This window comes from Dermacoccus sp. MPR-E5 (genome assembly GCF_058809565.1).
The window spans coordinates 151,105-166,794 of record NZ_JBXASS010000005.1; the positions used below are offsets into that span (position 1 = coordinate 151,105).

At 69.2% G+C, this 15,690-nt stretch carries 15 protein-coding genes and 1 pseudogene; 8 read left to right on the top strand and 8 right to left on the bottom strand.

Annotated elements, in window-relative coordinates:
• The first annotated feature begins 45 nt into the window (after positions 1 to 45).
• Positions 46 to 993, top strand: coding sequence for an aldo/keto reductase (locus AC1RS9_RS05555; RefSeq protein ID WP_492920754.1), 948 nt, complete (start codon positions 46 to 48; stop codon positions 991 to 993).
• Between the two features lie 234 nt (positions 994 to 1,227).
• Here AC1RS9_RS05555 and AC1RS9_RS05560 read toward each other — a convergent pair whose 3' ends face one another.
• Positions 1,228 to 1,929: a response regulator transcription factor gene (locus AC1RS9_RS05560; protein ID WP_492920756.1), complete on the bottom strand. Its 702-nt coding sequence runs from the start codon at positions 1,927 to 1,929 to the stop codon at positions 1,228 to 1,230.
• A gap of 62 nt (positions 1,930 to 1,991) precedes the next feature.
• A complete protein-coding gene (locus AC1RS9_RS05565) occupies positions 1,992 to 2,654 on the bottom strand; it encodes a sensor histidine kinase (RefSeq protein ID WP_492920791.1) in 663 nt (220 codons plus the stop codon).
• Between AC1RS9_RS05565 and AC1RS9_RS05570 the strand changes: the two genes are divergently transcribed.
• Positions 2,649 to 2,807, top strand: coding sequence for a hypothetical protein (locus AC1RS9_RS05570; protein WP_160126261.1), 159 nt, complete (start codon positions 2,649 to 2,651; stop codon positions 2,805 to 2,807). The genes AC1RS9_RS05565 and AC1RS9_RS05570 overlap by 6 nt on opposite strands.
• Before the next feature lie 188 nt (positions 2,808 to 2,995).
• Here the strand turns inward: AC1RS9_RS05570 and AC1RS9_RS05575 are convergent, their stop codons facing one another.
• The 5 genes from AC1RS9_RS05575 to AC1RS9_RS05595 are packed head-to-tail and all read right to left on the bottom strand — an operon-like array spanning position 2,996 to position 9,629.
• Positions 2,996 to 3,844 (bottom strand): endo alpha-1,4 polygalactosaminidase, encoded by an 849-nt coding sequence (locus AC1RS9_RS05575; protein ID WP_062256826.1) that lies wholly within the window; start codon positions 3,842 to 3,844, stop codon positions 2,996 to 2,998.
• Positions 3,841 to 4,533 (bottom strand): spherulation-specific family 4 protein, encoded by a 693-nt coding sequence (locus AC1RS9_RS05580; protein WP_160126260.1) that lies wholly within the window; start codon positions 4,531 to 4,533, stop codon positions 3,841 to 3,843. Before AC1RS9_RS05580 ends, AC1RS9_RS05575 begins: the two co-directional genes overlap by 4 nt.
• A 5-nt stretch (positions 4,534 to 4,538) precedes the next feature.
• Positions 4,539 to 5,861, bottom strand: coding sequence for a hypothetical protein (locus AC1RS9_RS05585; RefSeq protein WP_131941815.1), 1,323 nt, complete (start codon positions 5,859 to 5,861; stop codon positions 4,539 to 4,541).
• A complete protein-coding gene (pelF, locus tag AC1RS9_RS05590) occupies positions 5,858 to 7,408 on the bottom strand; it encodes a GT4 family glycosyltransferase PelF (protein WP_492920759.1) in 1,551 nt (516 codons plus the stop codon). The genes AC1RS9_RS05585 and pelF overlap by 4 nt, the downstream gene beginning before the upstream one ends.
• A gap of 13 nt (positions 7,409 to 7,421) precedes the next feature.
• Entirely contained in the window at positions 7,422 to 9,629 is a 2,208-nt protein-coding gene (locus tag AC1RS9_RS05595; RefSeq protein ID WP_147286917.1) for a hypothetical protein, read from the bottom strand.
• 643 nt (positions 9,630 to 10,272) lie between these two features.
• On the opposite strand from AC1RS9_RS05595, the pseudogene AC1RS9_RS05600 reads away from it, so the two are divergent.
• From AC1RS9_RS05600 to AC1RS9_RS05620, 5 genes and pseudogenes are all read left to right on the top strand, one after another.
• Positions 10,273 to 10,533, top strand: a pseudogene (locus AC1RS9_RS05600) (DUF4352 domain-containing protein); the annotation flags it as partial.
• A gap of 325 nt (positions 10,534 to 10,858) precedes the next feature.
• A complete protein-coding gene (locus tag AC1RS9_RS05605; protein WP_074040456.1) occupies positions 10,859 to 11,533 on the top strand; it encodes a nitroreductase family protein in 675 nt (224 codons plus the stop codon).
• Positions 11,534 to 11,784: 251 nt separating this feature from the next.
• Positions 11,785 to 12,267 (top strand): cysteine dioxygenase, encoded by a 483-nt coding sequence (locus AC1RS9_RS05610; RefSeq protein WP_259878561.1) that lies wholly within the window; start codon positions 11,785 to 11,787, stop codon positions 12,265 to 12,267.
• 170 nt (positions 12,268 to 12,437) lie between these two features.
• Positions 12,438 to 13,409: a low temperature requirement protein A gene (locus tag AC1RS9_RS05615; protein ID WP_492920763.1), complete on the top strand. Its 972-nt coding sequence runs from the start codon at positions 12,438 to 12,440 to the stop codon at positions 13,407 to 13,409.
• 112 nt (positions 13,410 to 13,521) lie between these two features.
• On the top strand, positions 13,522 to 14,352 hold the full coding sequence (locus AC1RS9_RS05620) for a crotonase/enoyl-CoA hydratase family protein (protein WP_170957246.1): 831 nt from the start codon (positions 13,522 to 13,524) through the stop codon (positions 14,350 to 14,352).
• Between the two features lie 222 nt (positions 14,353 to 14,574).
• On the opposite strand, the gene AC1RS9_RS05625 is transcribed toward AC1RS9_RS05620, so the two are convergent.
• On the bottom strand, positions 14,575 to 15,144 hold the full coding sequence (locus AC1RS9_RS05625; protein WP_259878557.1) for a DoxX family protein: 570 nt from the start codon (positions 15,142 to 15,144) through the stop codon (positions 14,575 to 14,577).
• A gap of 85 nt (positions 15,145 to 15,229) precedes the next feature.
• Between AC1RS9_RS05625 and AC1RS9_RS05630 the strand changes: the two genes are divergently transcribed.
• Positions 15,230 to 15,673, top strand: coding sequence for a MarR family winged helix-turn-helix transcriptional regulator (locus tag AC1RS9_RS05630; protein ID WP_074046054.1), 444 nt, complete (start codon positions 15,230 to 15,232; stop codon positions 15,671 to 15,673).
• Positions 15,674 to 15,690: the final 17 nt, after the last annotated feature.

Here is a 15,690-nt window from a genome sequence, read left to right on the forward strand (position 1 = left end):
CCCTCCACGTTGAGGTGCGTGGCCAGCTGCGTGTTGGATGGGCGCATGACTTCTTGGATCGCCCCGCATCTCGTCCTCGGCACGATGCATTTCGGCACGAAGACGGACGAGGCGACGTCGTTCGCCCTAATGGATCGCTACGTCGACGCCGGTGGGCGCACGCTCGACACGGCCAATTGCTATGCGTTCTGGGCGAATCCGACGGGTGCGGGCGGCCAGAGCGAGCAGACGATCGGGGCGTGGCTGCGCGCCAACGCCGGCATCCGCGAAGGTTTGACGATTGCGACGAAGGTGGGTCAGGAACCGGCGCGGGCCGGCGACTTCACCGAATGGGAGGGCCTCGCGCCTGACGTCATCGCCACCCAGTTCGAGCGAAGCCGCGAACGTCTCGGCATCGACGTCGTCGATGTCTACTGGGCGCACGGTGAGGATCGTTCGACGCCGATGCCCGACGTCGTCGCGGCGCTGGGTTCCCTTGTTGCGCGAGGGAAGGTGAGCCGGCTCGGTGTGAGCAACCACCCGACGTGGCGCGTCGAGCAGGCACGCATGCTGGCCGCCGAGCAGGGCGTCGAGCCGTTCACGGCGCTGCAGCTGACGACGTCGTACGTCCGCCCGCGCCCCGACACGCAGGTGCCGGGCAAGGATCACCGTTTCGGGTTCGTCAGCGACGAGACGATCGACTATCTCGAGACGCATGACGACCTCGAGTGCTGGGCCTACAGCCCGCTGATCCAGGGTGCGTATGACCGTGACGACCGGCCGCTGCCCGAGGTCTACGACCACCCGGGGACGACGCGTCGCCTCTCGGCGCTGCGGTCGGTGGCTGACGAACTGGGCGCGCAGCCCGGGCAGGGCGTGCTGTCCTGGCTCGTGCAGGGCAGCCCGTCGATGCGCCCAATCGTCGGGGCAAGTTCGCTCGCGCAGCTCGACGCCGCACTGGCTGCTCCGAAGCTCAGCGACGCTCATATGGCGCGCCTCGACTCGGCTCGCTGACGATCCCCCCTCGTGCGCTGGGTGGCGCGAGTGCGGGTGGTAAGCGCGTCAGGCTTCCTCATGTGCGTCAGCCCGCGAGATGAAGAGATGAGGCGGTGAGTCGTCGCGTCCGAGGAAACCGTCAGGAAATCGCGTCGTGTTCGTGCACCTCGAGCGCGCCGGACGGGCACCGCGCCACGGGTGCGCCTCCGTTCGGGTCGTGGCTGCCGTCTGTGAGGAACCGCATCCTCGACGCTATTCCGCCCGGGCCAGGACCATCGCGATGCCGACGCGGCCTGTCACGCCGAGTTTGGTGGCGGCCGACGTCAGGTGTTGTTTCACCGTGCTCTCGCTCAAGAACAATGCGGCGGCGATGGCGGGGTTCGACATCTCCTGCGCCACCATCTCGACGATCTCGCGCTCACGGTCACTCAACCGTGCGAGCTTCGCGCGAGCGTCCATGCGCGCGGCGCCCCCGGCGTCGAGGTATCCGGTGCGCAGATGCGCAGCGCTCGCGGGCGACATGGGGCTGCGCCCCTCGTGTGCGTCGCGGATCGCGCCGTACAGCGCCTCGCGCGCTGACGCCTTGAGGATGAACCCGACGGCACCGGCGTCCATTGCCTGCGGCACGTACTCCTGCTCGTCGAACGTCGTGAGAATGATGACGCGCGGTGCGTTCGGCCGCTTCGTCAGTGCGCGCGTCGCGTCGATGCCGTTGATGCGCTCCATACGCACGTCCATGAGGACGACATCCGGGTGATGTGCTGTGACGACCCCGATCACCTCGTCGCCGTCGCTCGCCGTCGCGACGAGTTCGATACCGGGCGCGGCCTTGAGCATGACGCGGATGAGGTCGAGCACCATAGGGTCGTCGTCGACGGCCATGACGCGGATCGCGCGCTCAGCGCCGTCATGGGCCGGAAGGGATGCGCCGTCGGGGCGGTCAATGTCGTTCATGCTCAACTGCTTTCGTACTCTCGTCGCATTCGACACGTGTGGTGCCGTGGATCGAGCCGTCGTCAGACACGCGGCATCGTCCACGGCAGCGTGGCGCTCGCGGTGAAGCGGCGACCGTCGGGTGACGGGCCTGCCCAGAACGATCCTCCGACGTCCTGAGCGCGCTGCGCCACGCCCGTCAGGCCGGTTCCCGAACCATCCGATCGGGCAGCGCGCGCGACATCGGGCAGCGGGTTGGTCGTCGAGATCGTGATGCCACCGCGCGCGTCACCGCGGATGTCGAGCTGCACGAGAGAGCCCGGCGCGTGCTTGCGCGCGTTCGTCAGCAGTTCGGTGGTGATGCGGTACGCGCTGCGCGAGATGACGGGGTCCAGGGGGTGCGACTGATCGACGAACACGTTCGAGCTGACGGGCGTGCCCGCGTCGATGCACTCTCGCACCAGCTCGGCGATATCGGCGAGAGCGTGGTGCTCATCGGGCGCCGACTGGCCGGTGCGCAGCATCGCGGGCAGCGAGCGCAGGTCGTCCATCGACCCTGCCGCGCCCTCCTGGAGTTGCCGGGCGCGCTTCTCGACGTCGGGTGCGCCGGCCTCCTGCGCCTCGATCTCGAGCGCGTTGGCCTGCATCGACAGCAGGCTCAACCGGTGGCCCAGGACGTCGTGCACCTCGCGAGCGAGCGCCTCGCGCTCCTCCTTCTCGGCCATCTGCCGGTCGAGGTCGTGCATTCGGGTCTGGCCCACGCGGACTGGATCATCGACCTCGGCTCCGGCGCGGGACACGACGGTGGGCGCGTCGTCTTCGAGGGCACCCCAGCCGACCTCGTCGCCGATGCGACGACGCACACCGGCGAGCACCTCAAGGCCTACGTGGGCGCCTGAGACGCGAGAACGCGGCCGGGTTTCACCCCATTCGGTGTGGGGACCCGGCCGCATCAGCCGGGCGTGCGCCGAGTCGACCGACCGCCCGCATCCTCACGCTAACGACGGCAGCAGGCCGTGAGCGCTCCAGCCCGCACGCATAACGCGTGCGCTCAGGCCCGCACGTCCGAGGCAGCCCCGAGCGTACGTCAGCAGGCGGTGCGCTTGGCCGTCAGCTCGAGGGGCTTGATGATCGTGCTCATGCCCTTGGGCACGCGCGAGCACACGCTGGCCGCGGAACCGGAGTACTCGACGTTGAAGACAGGCTTGTTCGCCGCGAGCATCGGCGCGTAGCGGTCGCACTCGTCGTAGGCGACACATTCTTCGTTGACGGCGAAGTCGATGCTCGTCTGCAACTGCGGGAGGATTTCCAGGCTGTTCTTCAGGCCGATCGCCAGGCCCCGCTTGTGCGCGTCGGCGATGAGCTGACGTTGGTAGGCGACGGCGTCGGACTGCTTGATGGGGAACCCGCTCGTCGCGGCGTAACCGTCCATGTTGTCAGGGTCGACGGCGTCGAAGCCCTTCGCCTTGCACACGTCCATGCGCTTGGCCATGATCGGCGCCAGCTTGGCGCGCTGGCGCACGTCGAGCCAGCGCTCGCCCGGCCAGTCATCGAGCGGCTTGCCGAGCGTCGACGCGGGGAACTTCTTCGCGTCCGGACGCCACTGCTCGTACCCGCCGGCGTTGATGTAGCAGATCACCTTGATGTTGCGCCGGTGCAGAGCGGTGACGGTCTTCGTGCTCGTCCCCTCCCAGTCGAGGTTGTAGACCGATGCCTTGACGGAGGTGTCGAGCGCGCCGCTGTACTGGATCTGCCAGCTCTGCCCACGCGCGGGCTTCCACCACGTGGCGCCCGGCTTGCCGTTCGACGTTGCGGCGCTCGGGGCCGTTCCGGCGGCACTCGCGGACGGCGGGAGGGCCTGGTCGTCCGTGGCCGCGCACGCACTCGTCGTGAGCGCGAGCACGAGCGCGCCCGCTGCGGGGAGCGAGGTCTTCATCGTGCCTTCACGAGTTCAGGGTGACAGTCGGCGTACGGCGCGGGCAGCACGTCCCACGGGTTGGGCAGGCCACGGTCGGTGGCCCAGCTGAAGTGCGCCCCGCGGCTCGCGGCCAGGGCCGGCACGGAGGCGAGGTGCTCGGGTGGCACGCCGTGCACGAGGTGCCACTGCTTGTGCGGGCTGACCGCCTGCAACCACTCGGGCATCTGCAGGTGGGCGTAGTCCTGCCAGGCAGCCTCGGCCACACAGGTGACGTCGGCCGTCTCGACGAGGCGTCGCGTTGGCACGACGCCGGGGTTGGCGATGACGTGCTCGACCCCGGCACGCCGCAGCGCGTCGATCCACTCGACCGACCAGGCGCCCTGACGATCCTGCGACGGGACGCAGTCGAGCATGACGTCGTGGATGCCGTACCACCGCTGCCACTGTTCGACCTGCTCGAGCACGTCACCCCAGGGGCGCTGGCCGTAGCCGACGTTGACGTACCCGACCGTCGTCGTGGCGAGCCCGCGCGCGAGCGGTTCGCGGTAGTAGGGATCCTGTGGTCCGCGGCCGGGCCCGTTCTCGATGTTGACGACGACGAAGCCGAAACCGAACGCGCCCTCGGCGAGGCGCTGCCAGGCGAGCGGAGCCTGCGCGGGGTGGATGTACCAGGGCACGGCCGGGGTGGGTTGAAGGACGTGGAACACGGGGGTCACCAATTCGCGGAGTGGGAGGTGCGTCGGGCCGTGACGGCGCTGACGGTGACGAAGAGGACGAGCGAGGCCAGGAGGAGGCCGACGGCGTCGCCGGCGGGCAGGCAGACGAGGACGAGGCCGAGGCTGCCCACCGCCACTGCGGCAGCGCCGAGGGCGTTGCCGGTGCGCAGTTGAACGCCGGAGCCGGTCGTGGCGAGGGCGGTGATGAGCACGGCGGGCAGGAAGACGTGGGCGTCGTTGCGGTCACCGCCCGCGGCAGCGAGCATGCAGAACGCGGCGATGAGCCCTACGCCGCAGACGAGGCCGACGGCGAGAATGCCGAGCCCGGCCGTCATCCACCGCAACTGACGCCAGCTGTCCGTGAGGAACGCGAGGCGCTTCGCGCCGAGCAGGGCACTGTCGAGCACCGGTTCGCAGGCCGCGGAGGCCGCGAGACCAGCGATCGCCATGGGCAGCGTGAACGCGTTGCCGACGTGGGCGACGAGCACCATCAACTGGGTGATGAGCGCGAGCGTCTGAAGGGTGCTCCACGCCAGGACGGGATGGAGCACCTCGCGCGCCAGACTTCGCGCGCGCTGCTGTTGCTCCCGGGCTGCGCTCGTGACGATGTACCCCGTCACCGCGGCGAACCCGACCACGATGACGCGGCTGACGACCGTTGCCGCGCCCGGTTCGACGACGAGCAGTACCCCCGTCAGCGCGGCGCAGGGCAGGACGGCGACGAGAAGCTGCACGGGCGAACCGATGACGACGAGAGCCGAGATCGCACAACTCCACAGGGCCCACAGCAGCGGCACCCACGAATCCACGACGAGGCAGGCGCCCGCGGAGAGCAGGAGGGAGACGGAGCCGACGCAGGCGCCGTTCACCTTCGCCTTGAGGCGACTCGCAGAGGACAGCCCCTGCCACATCGTCGCGCTGACGAGCTGCCCCGCGAGCCAGCCGACGGCGCCCGCCGTGAAGACGGCGTTCGTGTTGTACGACGTGACAGTCGCGATGCAGATGAGGACGCCGCACAGCATCGTGAGGGATCGGGCGAGCGCCTGGCTCCAGGCCCGCCTCCACGTGCGCACCTCGTCCGTGCGCTCGCGGCCCGTGAGGACGACGGCGCCGGCCAGGCGCGTGCGCACGAGCGCGTCAGCGTGCGCGAAGGTGTTCGCATAGCCGTGGCGCACCGAGCTGCGGCCCCCGAACCCCATCGATTCGAGGTGAGCGGCGGCGTCGAAGAGGTCGACGGTGTTGTCGACCGAGGCGGCGAGCTCGGGGTGCGTCTCGTCGTCGCCCGTCGCCCTCGTCCCGGTCGCTTCCTTGAGCGTCATCGACACGACTCGGCCTCCGTGGTGGTGGGTGCGGCGTGGGTCGCGGCGGCGTCCTCACGTGTGGCGCTCGAGTCGGCTGCCTCGAGGGCGCGGCGGACGTCGTCGAGGTCTGCCTCGGGCACCGTGGCGGCGCTGCGCTGGTAGATGCACCGGTAGCGTGCGGTGAACTTCGCGAGGTCGAACGTCGACAGGGCGCGCTCGCGCGCACGGCGTCCCATGGCTTGCCGTTCCGCATCGTCGACGAGCAGGCGCACGAGCGCCTCACCCAGGGCCTGGGCGTCGCGTGGCGGTACGAGCAGCCCGCACGTCTCGTCGCGCCCGACGCACTCGTTGACTCCTCCGACGTCGGTGTTCACGGTCGCGCGGCCGCACATCATCGACTCGATGACGGTGTGGGGCAGCCCCTCGGAGATGCTGGACAGGGCGACCACGTGGCCCGCTTCGATCGCGGGTCGGGCCGAGGGCACCGCGCCCTCGAACGTCACGCTCGCCTCGAGGCCGCATGCGACGACGAGCGCGTCGAGTTCCGCCCGGTAGGCCTCGTTGCCGGCTGGCGTCGGGCCGAAGAGCCGCAGGCGGGCATCCGGCACCGAGTCGCGCACGATCGCGAACGCCTCGATGAGGGTGGCCAGGTCCTTCAGCGGGTCGATGCGACCCACGAAGCTGACGGTCGGCACGTCCGGCTCGCCCTCGACGGGTGGGAAGGCCGTGGCGTCGACGGCGTTGGGCACGGTGATGACGCGCTGCGCCTTCGCTCCGAGCTCGCGCTCCCATCCTGCGTTGAACTCGCTCACGGGCGTCATGAGTTCGCAGTGGTTGTAGACGGTCTGGCAGACGGCGCGCGTCATCGCCATAAGGGCGTAGCGCACGGTCCAGGGGAAGTTCGCGGCGCGCAGCGCGAGGTAGCGCTCGCGCAGGTGCACGCCGTGCTCGGTCAGGACGATGGGTGTGCCGTCCCGCCAGTGCCGGCCGAGTGCCATGAGCCCTGCCGGACCGTTCGTCGTGGCGTGGATGAGGTCGACGCTCGGCCATGACACGTTGAGCACCGCGAGAAAACGGTCGACGTGCCGCGAGACGTCCGCCGCCTGCGACCCCGACAGCGGTGGTAGGCCCGTGCCCTTCACGTGCGACGCCCAGGCGCCCATGAGCGCCTTCGTCCCCAGGCCGCCCGTGAAGTGCGCCATGAGGGGTTGGGCGTACTCGGCAGCGAGGACGCGCAGCCCTGCCGTCGCCGCCTGCAGGTCGACCGAGCGACCTGCAGGTGGCAACACGGCCGACCACAACTGGCGGTAGGCGGAGTCGATCTCCGACGACTCACCCCAGGCTCGCAGCGCCTCGAACGACCACCGACGCCTCACCTCACCCCACATGGGTTTGGCCTGGAACGAGCGGACGTTGGAGGGCAGCGACCACACGCTCTCGTGCTGCGTGCCGGTGAGCGTCACGATGGAGAACTCGTGTTCGGGTAGGTTCTTCACCAACTGGTCGCACCAGGTGCTGACCCCGCCGTGCACGACCGGGTACGTCCCCTCGTTCAGCAACGCCACGTGCATGCGGGTCTCAGCCGGCGGCCGCGATCAGGTCGCTGTCCGCGACCGGCTGGGCGATCACTCGCGTCGACGTGCCGTCCTTCGCCGTGCCCGGTGTGAGGGCAGGCGCGCTCGGGGTGGCGGGCGTCGCGGCGGCGGAGGTGTCCCACGAGGCGCTCGTGGCGAAACCGGTCGCGGTGGGCAGGGTGAACGTCTTGAGGCCGAGGCCGCGCAGGCGCACCCAGTCGGACGACTGCCCGCCGTAGCTCTGCCCGAACGTCGAAAGGCCCGAGCGGGTGCCGGACGGTGCCGTCACGGGCACGTCGATCGCGGAGAAGGAGTTGTTGAACAGCTGCAGCTTGGTGCCGGAGATCGTCGCCTGCACCTGCGAGCTCCTGGCCCGCCACGTCTGCTGACGCACGAGCTGCGTGCCCGCTTCGGCCGTCGTGACGTTGACGATGGGAGCGTTGTCGGCGTAGACGCCGCGGTAGGAGCCGAGAATGCCCTCGACGACCGGGTAGAGGATGCGGTCGCCCGTCAGGTTGCTCTGGTGGGCGTAGTGCGGGCGGGCGTCGTTGTCGAGCACGTGCCCCAGGGCGATCTGCTTCTCCTTGGGCACGATGTAGGAGTCGAACCCGTCCTGCGTCAGCGGCGTGATGCACGTGCTCGTGGCCGGGTTGTCCTCGCACAGCCCGGATCCGCCGTCGGCGCGGCTCGTGTAGAGCCAGTTGTACTCGTCGACGGCGTTAGCCTTCGTCGAGGTGTTGTAGTAGATGTTCATCGGGTGGCGCGGCACGGTCGTCGCGGAGCCGAGGACGCGCGGTTCGCTCTCGCGCGAGGCGTCCGAGGCGATCCACTTGATGCGCTGCTGCGTCAGGGCCGACGCGAGGTAGGGGTTGTCGGCCGGCATCTGCGGCAGCGACTTCAAACCCGAGTGCTCGCCGGTGACGAGGCTCGCGGCGTCGAAGTTGGGCAGCGTGTTCGTCTTGGCGTACGCGACGTTCTTGCTGATCTCGGAGGCGATCGTGGCCTGCGAGGCCCAGTTGATGCCACCCGTCGACGTCTTCGCGCACTGCCACGGCGTCGTCGAGTCGTCGTGAACACAGCCGAGGTAGGGGTGCGACCACGTGTGGTTGATCCAGCGGAACTCGTTCTTGTTGGCCAGCAACGACGCCTCGAGGGCGTCGGAGCCGGTCTCGGCCTTCTGGTCGGCCGCACCCGCGCCGTTGAAGGCGACGTCGAGCTTGACGCCGTTGGTGCGCTGCCAGGCGGCGAGCTGGTCGACGTCCTGGGCCGTCATGCGCGAGGTGGCGCCGGGCGCCGTCTCCGGGTAGGTGGCGGGGTTGCAGTCGTCGCCGACGGTGCAGTTGCCCTCGGCGTTCCACTCGGCGTCGGGCAGCAGGACGTCGTCGACCTGGACCGCAAAGAAGTTGCGCGAGTAGGACGTCGAGATGCCTCGGGTCAACCACGAGACGATGCCGTGCGAGAGCACCTTCCAGTGCTGCTGCGACGCGTTGGACGCGACGGTGCTGATGAGCTGCTCACGCCCGTCCTTGGCGTAGACGCCGAGGAGGGAGCCGCTGTTGCCCGTTCCGGGCACGGGGAGCGTGAGATACGGCGTATAGGTGGCGCCGTTGCTCGTGGCGGCCTTCTTCGCGATGTATCCGTAGCTCTCGGAAACACCGGGGGAGAGGTCGTCGAACGTGACCGATCCCTTGAGGTACTCGAAGCCGTTGGTCTTCGCTGCGCCGGACAGGTCGGCGGCCATGCCGTCGACGGCGCCGCTGTACTGGTTCTCCAGGCCGATGCCCGCGCTGGGCCAGTTGTACGCGCTGAACTCGCGCACCTTGAAGGTGCTCTCGTATCGCGCCAGGGTGGCCCGCTCGGCGGCGGTGAGGCTCGCCGGTTCGGCGCTGGGCGTCACGACACCCATGAACTTCGCCCGGGTCGTGAGCAACCCCTGACTCGCGAAAAAGGACGGCGTCAGCTGCGGGCGGGACGCGGAGGTGAGGTCGATCTTCTGGTAGGCGACTCCCTCCTTGCTGAGGCGGTCGACGATGGCGCCCACCATGGGCTGTCCGTCGTCGAGGACCAGGACGGTGGCCTGGATCTCCACGGGGCGGGTGGCTGCGGCAGCGGGCGTGGCCAGGGCGGCGACTCCCGTGGCGAAAAGGGCCATGGCGGCCGTCGTCGTGATCGTGGTGGCGCGCAGGGGTGCGCGAACCGGGCGAGCGTTCATGTACTTCTGCTTCCTTGCGGCTGGCCGAGATACGGCTGCGATCGTGTCGGGCTGAGGCCGGACCGAGGGTGAGACCCGCGCCTATGATATGTGAAATATCAGACCGAGATCTCGCCCACAGGGATCAAGTGGCTGCGCGGAGACGGGTGGGGGCTCCACCGCCGAGACGCTGGTGGGTGTGTCCGCGCGTTCGGCGAGGCGTTTGCCCAATTGTGGCGCCAAGTTGGACGTACGTGTGAATCGCCGCGCGGTCGAGCGGTAGGCTGTGATTGAGATTTCAATCACGTTCGTCCTGGGTCAAGGAATCTGCCGACGGTCTCGATGTGCCAATTCGCCACCGATGGCGGCGCATGAGGGATCTACGTGACGGCCCGTGAATGATCAGGCGAGAGGTCGTTCGATCGAGCGGCTCGTCGTAGCTCCAAGAATCGTCCGGATGAAATGCGGTTGAAGGTCGAGCGCGTGGTGAAGGCGATTGAACTCCATCGATGTGGTGAACACGGTCAAACCTCGCCGGAGTGATGAACGTCAGCGAGCCAATGTGGTGACGCTCGAACCCAATTCACGATCACCAAGGTCGAGCGCGACGTCCCCAGCATCGGGAGCCAGTACGTGAACAAGAAGGCTCAGGGCAGCCGTCCACGTCACCGTGAAGAACGTCGGTACCGAGGCCGAGACGGTGATGGCCGATGGTCAGAAGGCCTACGACGCGAACGGGGTCGGCTACGAGGCGACCTCGGACGGCGCCATCTACATCGAGGGCAACGACACCCTCTACACCGAGATCAACCCCGGCAACACGCTCAAGGGCATCCTCGTCTTCGACGCGCCGAAGGGCACGAAGTTGACGAAGGTGCGCCTGCACGACTCGATGTTCTCCAACGGCGTCGAAGCCTCCCTCTGAAGGCTCACCCCTGAAGCCGTGTGCCGCAGCGTGATCCCCATATCACGCCCCACGCAGGGCTCTCGGACCCCCTCGTCCCATCGACCTGAACGCCGCGCGACACCTCCCGCGTCGACGTTCGGCGGCGCCCGGTGTTCTTCCCGCCGGCGCCGCACCCGCTCCCTGCACGCCTGAACCGGCACGCATCGGCGGCAGGACTCTTGGGGAAGAGGGAGACGCCCGTCATCGCATCCGCGGTGGCGGGCGCTTCCGTTCCGCAGCACCTTCAGCCTCCCCACAGCGCCGGGATTCCGTGCTTGTCAGCGCGACGTGCTTGGGTGGTGGCATGACTCTTCACGATGCTCTCGCCTCGACGAGCGAGGCCCCGGCCGACGCCGTGCTCGACGTCGTCGCCCGCCGCAGCAGCCCGGCCGTGTTCGATCCGACGTACGACCTCTCCGACACCGACCTCGCGACGCTGTTCGACGCGGCCCGCTGGGCGCCGAGCGCCGGCAACTCGCAGCCGTACCGTTACCTCGTCGGTCGCCGTCAGGGCGACGAGTGGGATCCGACGTTCACCGCCATCGTCGAGACGCTCGCGCGCGGCAATCGACGCTGGGCGCCGGCTGCGTCGATGCTCGCCGTCTCGTTCGTGCAGGTTGCGAAGCTGCCGGAGACGTCGAAGGAGTTCGTCTTCGGTGCCACCGCCGCACACGACACGGGCCAGGCGACGGCGTACCTGACGCTGCAGGCGCACGCGATGGGCCTCGCCGTCCACCAGTTCGCCGGGTTCGACCATGACGCCATCGCTACGCGAGCCGCGTTCGGTGAGGCATGGGCGCCGATGGCGGGCATCGCCGTCGGCCGCGCCTGGCCCGACGCCGAACGCGACGGTGAGCACGCCGCCGTCACGACGCTCGCCGGCCGCGTCGAGGAATACGACCTCACCGCCAACATCGAGCGCGAGAACAAGCCGCGTCGCCGCCGCTCGCTGACGGACGTCGCGTTCGAACTCGACTGATCGACGACCCCGACGCGACGCGCTGGCTCGTGCTGCTCGGGTTCGCTCGCCGCGAACACGCGCAGTCGACGCGACTTCGTCGGCGCGCTGCCCCCACCGTCGACGTTCGACGTGAGACGGTGGGGGGACAAGTCGTCAGGTCGGGGAGGGCCACGACGCACCGTCGGCGTGCCCTACCCGCTCTTCATCAGGCCACCATCGCGCCCCATCAGGCGCCCTTCACGCCAACCCCCAGCTCTCGGAGCCTCAGCATGAACCGCCACCCGCAACCCGACACCGCAGCCGATGCCCCCGGCATCACGAGCTTCACCGACGAGCAACTCATGCGCGTCGCGCGCCTGTTCGCCTCGGACGAGTCGCTCGCCGCGCACCTCGACGACCTGCCCGACGGCGGTGAGCGACGCCGCGTCGAGCTCGCGAGCACGCCGCACCTGCAGATGTGGGCGATCAGCTGGCCGGCCGGGTCGACGAGCGAATGGCACGACCACGGGCGCGCGACGGGCGCGTTCGTCGTCGTCAAGGGAGCTTTGCGCGAGAAGCGCTGGGTGCGCGGCACCACCGTCAGCGCGATCGTCGAGGCGGGGGAGAGCCGCACGTTCGCCGGTGATCTCGTGCACCGCACGGCCCCCGTCGGCGACGCCCCGGCGCTGAGCGTTCACGCCTACGCGCCGTCGCTCGTCGGGGCCCGCAGGTACGAGGTGGTGGACGGCTCGCTCGTCGAGATCGCCGCCTGAGCCGCGGACGCGCCAGGAGCCGAAGTGGGCATGGCGCGGGCGGCGTCGCGCTGCCGTCACATGGTGCGTAGGAGTGAAGCCGCGCCCACTCGTGTCGGTCCCGACAGTCTGCGTTCGCGTCTGCGCCCCATGAGCGGGCGCGACCGCGCGAGGGTGGACGCGTCGCGAGCATGCTCGAGCTGCTCTTCGACCTGACGTTCGTCGTCGCCACGCGCGCGTCGCAGCTCGCGCACTCGCTCGCGCACGGGCACGTCGCGGCGGGCGTCGGATCGTTGTGTTTCACGAGCTTCGGCATCATCTGGGCGTGGATCGACTACTCGTGGTTCGCGAGTGCATACGACACCGACGACTGGCTGCACCGGCTGCTGACGATGGTGCAGATCATCGGTGTCGTCATCTTCACGATCACCACGCTCGTGACGCTCATCGAACTCTCCGGGCCCGCCGTCGCCGAACGCGGCACCGGGACGCCATGGCACGCGAATCACATCGTCGAACGGCGCGGCCAGCTGACGATCATCACGATGGGTGAGATCGTCACGGGTACCGTCCTGACGCTGCAGGGCATCAAGGGCACCGAGGGTCAGGGCATCGACTGGACGGGCGCCGTGCTCGTCGCCATCAGCGGCCGCCGCGTTCGGGTTCTGGTGGGCGTAATTCATCCCCAACTTCGGTGCGGTGCTGCACCGTCGCCGCAGCCGCTCGTTCGGGTTCGGGTACAGCCACACTTCCTCATCTGGCCGGTGCTCGCGGCCGTCGGTGGTGGTCTGCACGTCATGACGCAGGCGTTCGAGAACGTCTCGGGCATGCACGTCGACCCCGTCGTCGCCGCGGCGGCCTTGGCGGTGCCCGTCGGTGTCTTCGTCCTCGGCCTGTTTCTCGCCTACTACTTCACGACGCAGCTGTGGGCGGGCCTGCACACCGCGATCCTGGCGCTCGCCCTCGTCGTCCTCGGCTTCGCGGTGTTCCTCGCCGCGCACGGCGTCTCGCTCGCTGTCGTCCTCGCGATCTGCACGATCGTGCCGTGGATCATGGTCATCGCGTTCGAACTCTTCGCCGGCGCCCAGCACGAGGCGCACGTCCTTGAGAGCCGCGGGGTCGAGGGGCACGAGGTCGACGGCCGTCGCGCCGACGTGTCGTGACGTCTGGCCCGGTGCTCGGATGGCTGCGCCTGGTCCGTGCCCGCACAACATGTCGCGTGCCGGCGTCGACGAATCGCCCCACGCGGGCGGGTCGCGTCACTAGGCTGGCGGGATGGCGAATGTGGAGACGACGATCACGGGCGGCATCGCGCACGTGAAGCTGAACCGTCCGGAGAAGTTGAACGGTCTGACGCTGCCGATGCTCGGCGAGCTCGTCGCCGCTGCGCATCACGTGCGCCGCAACAAGGGGGTGCGCGCTGTCGTCATCTCGGGCGAGGGGCGGTCGTTCTGCGCGGGCCTCGACTTCGGTGAGGTCATGGCGAAGCCAGCGAAGATCGTGCCCGTCTTCCTGCCGCGTCCGTGGCGTGGCACGAACACGTTCCAGGAGGCGTGCTGGGCGTGGCGGCGCGTGCCGGTGCCCGTCATCGTCGCGGTGCACGGTCACTGCTACGGCGGCGGGTTGCAGATCGCGCTCGCCGGCGACTACCGCTACACGACAAGAGATGCACAGTGGTCGGTGCTCGAGGGCAAGTGGGGGCTGATCCCTGACATGTCGGGCGTGCAGTCGCTCAAGGAACTCGTCGGCATCGACGTCGCGAAGAAGCTGACGATGACCGCCGAGATGCTCTCCGGTGAACGCGCGGTCGAGCTGGGCCTCGCGTCGGAGGTGGCTGACGACCCGCTCGCCGCGGCGATGGATCTGGCGCACGAGCTGACGCAGAAGTCTCCCGACCAGCTGGCCGCCGCCAAGCGTCTGTTCAACCGGTCATGGAACACGTCCGCACGCACGACGTTCCGGCGCGAGCGCGCCGAACAGCTCGTCCTGCTCATGGCGCAGAACACGGCGAAGGCGCGCAAGGCGGCGTTCGCGAAGGCCGGCGCCAAGCAGGCGCAGCTGGCCGAAGCTCGCGCGGCGAAATACAGCCCGCGCGTTCTGCCCTGAGCCGCGTCCTGCCTTGAGTGGCGTGATGTCTGACCGACCTGTGAGCGCCCTCGTCCCCGCTGGGGTCGGGTCTTCCTCGACGATCGGCCACCGAGTCGCTGCGTGAGTATTCCCATCGTCGTCAGCGCCGGGCTCTGACGCGCCAGACCCCGATCCTGCTCGTGCAGGTCGGGGGCCTCGTCTCTTCGGTACGGCGGGTGGGGCCGCCGGCTCGGAGCAGACTCAGGCCGGCGCCGTCGCGCGCGTGTCGTCAGCCGTACCGTCGGTGGCTGCGCCGGCGACGTGAGCGCCGCGCGCGGCGGTGTCCTCGTGCGTGAGGGCGTTGGGAGTGCGGCTCTCGTCGCTGGTGGCTCCGCGGCTGCGCAGGCGGTTGAGCAGGCCGTCGACGCTCCAGCGGCCGGGGCCGACGATCGCGAAGACGAAGGCGGCGAGGCCGAGGGCGGCGACGAGTTCCCAACCGCTCTCGTCGACGAAGACGCCGTGGCTGCGGTGCACGAACCACCAGGCACCGGCGAGGTCGACGGCGACGAGGAGGCCGGCGAGCGGCGTCAGCACGCCGAGCACGAGCATGCCGCCGCCGATGAGTTCGGTGAGGGCCGCGAACCATGCGGAGGCGTGCGGCGCCGGGACGCTCATCTTCTCGAACATCGCGGTGGTGGCGTCGATGTCGTTCGTGTGCAGCTTCTGCCATCCGTGGGCGATGAGGACGGCTCCGAGCAGGGCGCGGGCCAGCAGGAGCCCGGCGTCACGGATCGGGGCGGGCGGGGTGAACAGGTTGCCGGTGGTGCGCATCGGTCCTCACAAGGTTGGTGATGTGTCACCTAAAGCTTGGCATGCTCGGTAGGTGACGTGTCAACCAGGCGCTAGGGTGAGTGGTATGAATCACGACGGTCGATGGCTGCGCTCCGACGAGGAAGCGTTGTGGCGCGCCTGGCTGGGTGTTCATGCTCGTCAGCACGTAGTCATCGCGCGCGACCTCAAGGCCAGTGGCCTCTCCGAGCCTGACTTCGAGGTACTCGTTCATCTCACCGACGCACCCGACGGGCAACGTCGCCTCTCCGAACTCGCCGCGGGGTTGCAGTGGGAACGAAGCCGCGTCTCTCACCAGGTGACGCGCATGGCCAAGCGTGGTCTCGTCGAGCGCCATGACGTGGCCGAGGACGCGCGTGGCGCGCGCGTCGTCATCACGCGTGAGGGGCGCGCAGCCATCGAGAAGGCCGCGCCCCCTCATGTGGCGAGAGTGCGCGAGGTATTCGTCGACCGTCTCGACGCGGCTGATCGCGTCGACCTCGCGCGGATCCTGCGCAAACTCGTTCCCTGACGACGCGTCGCCTATCC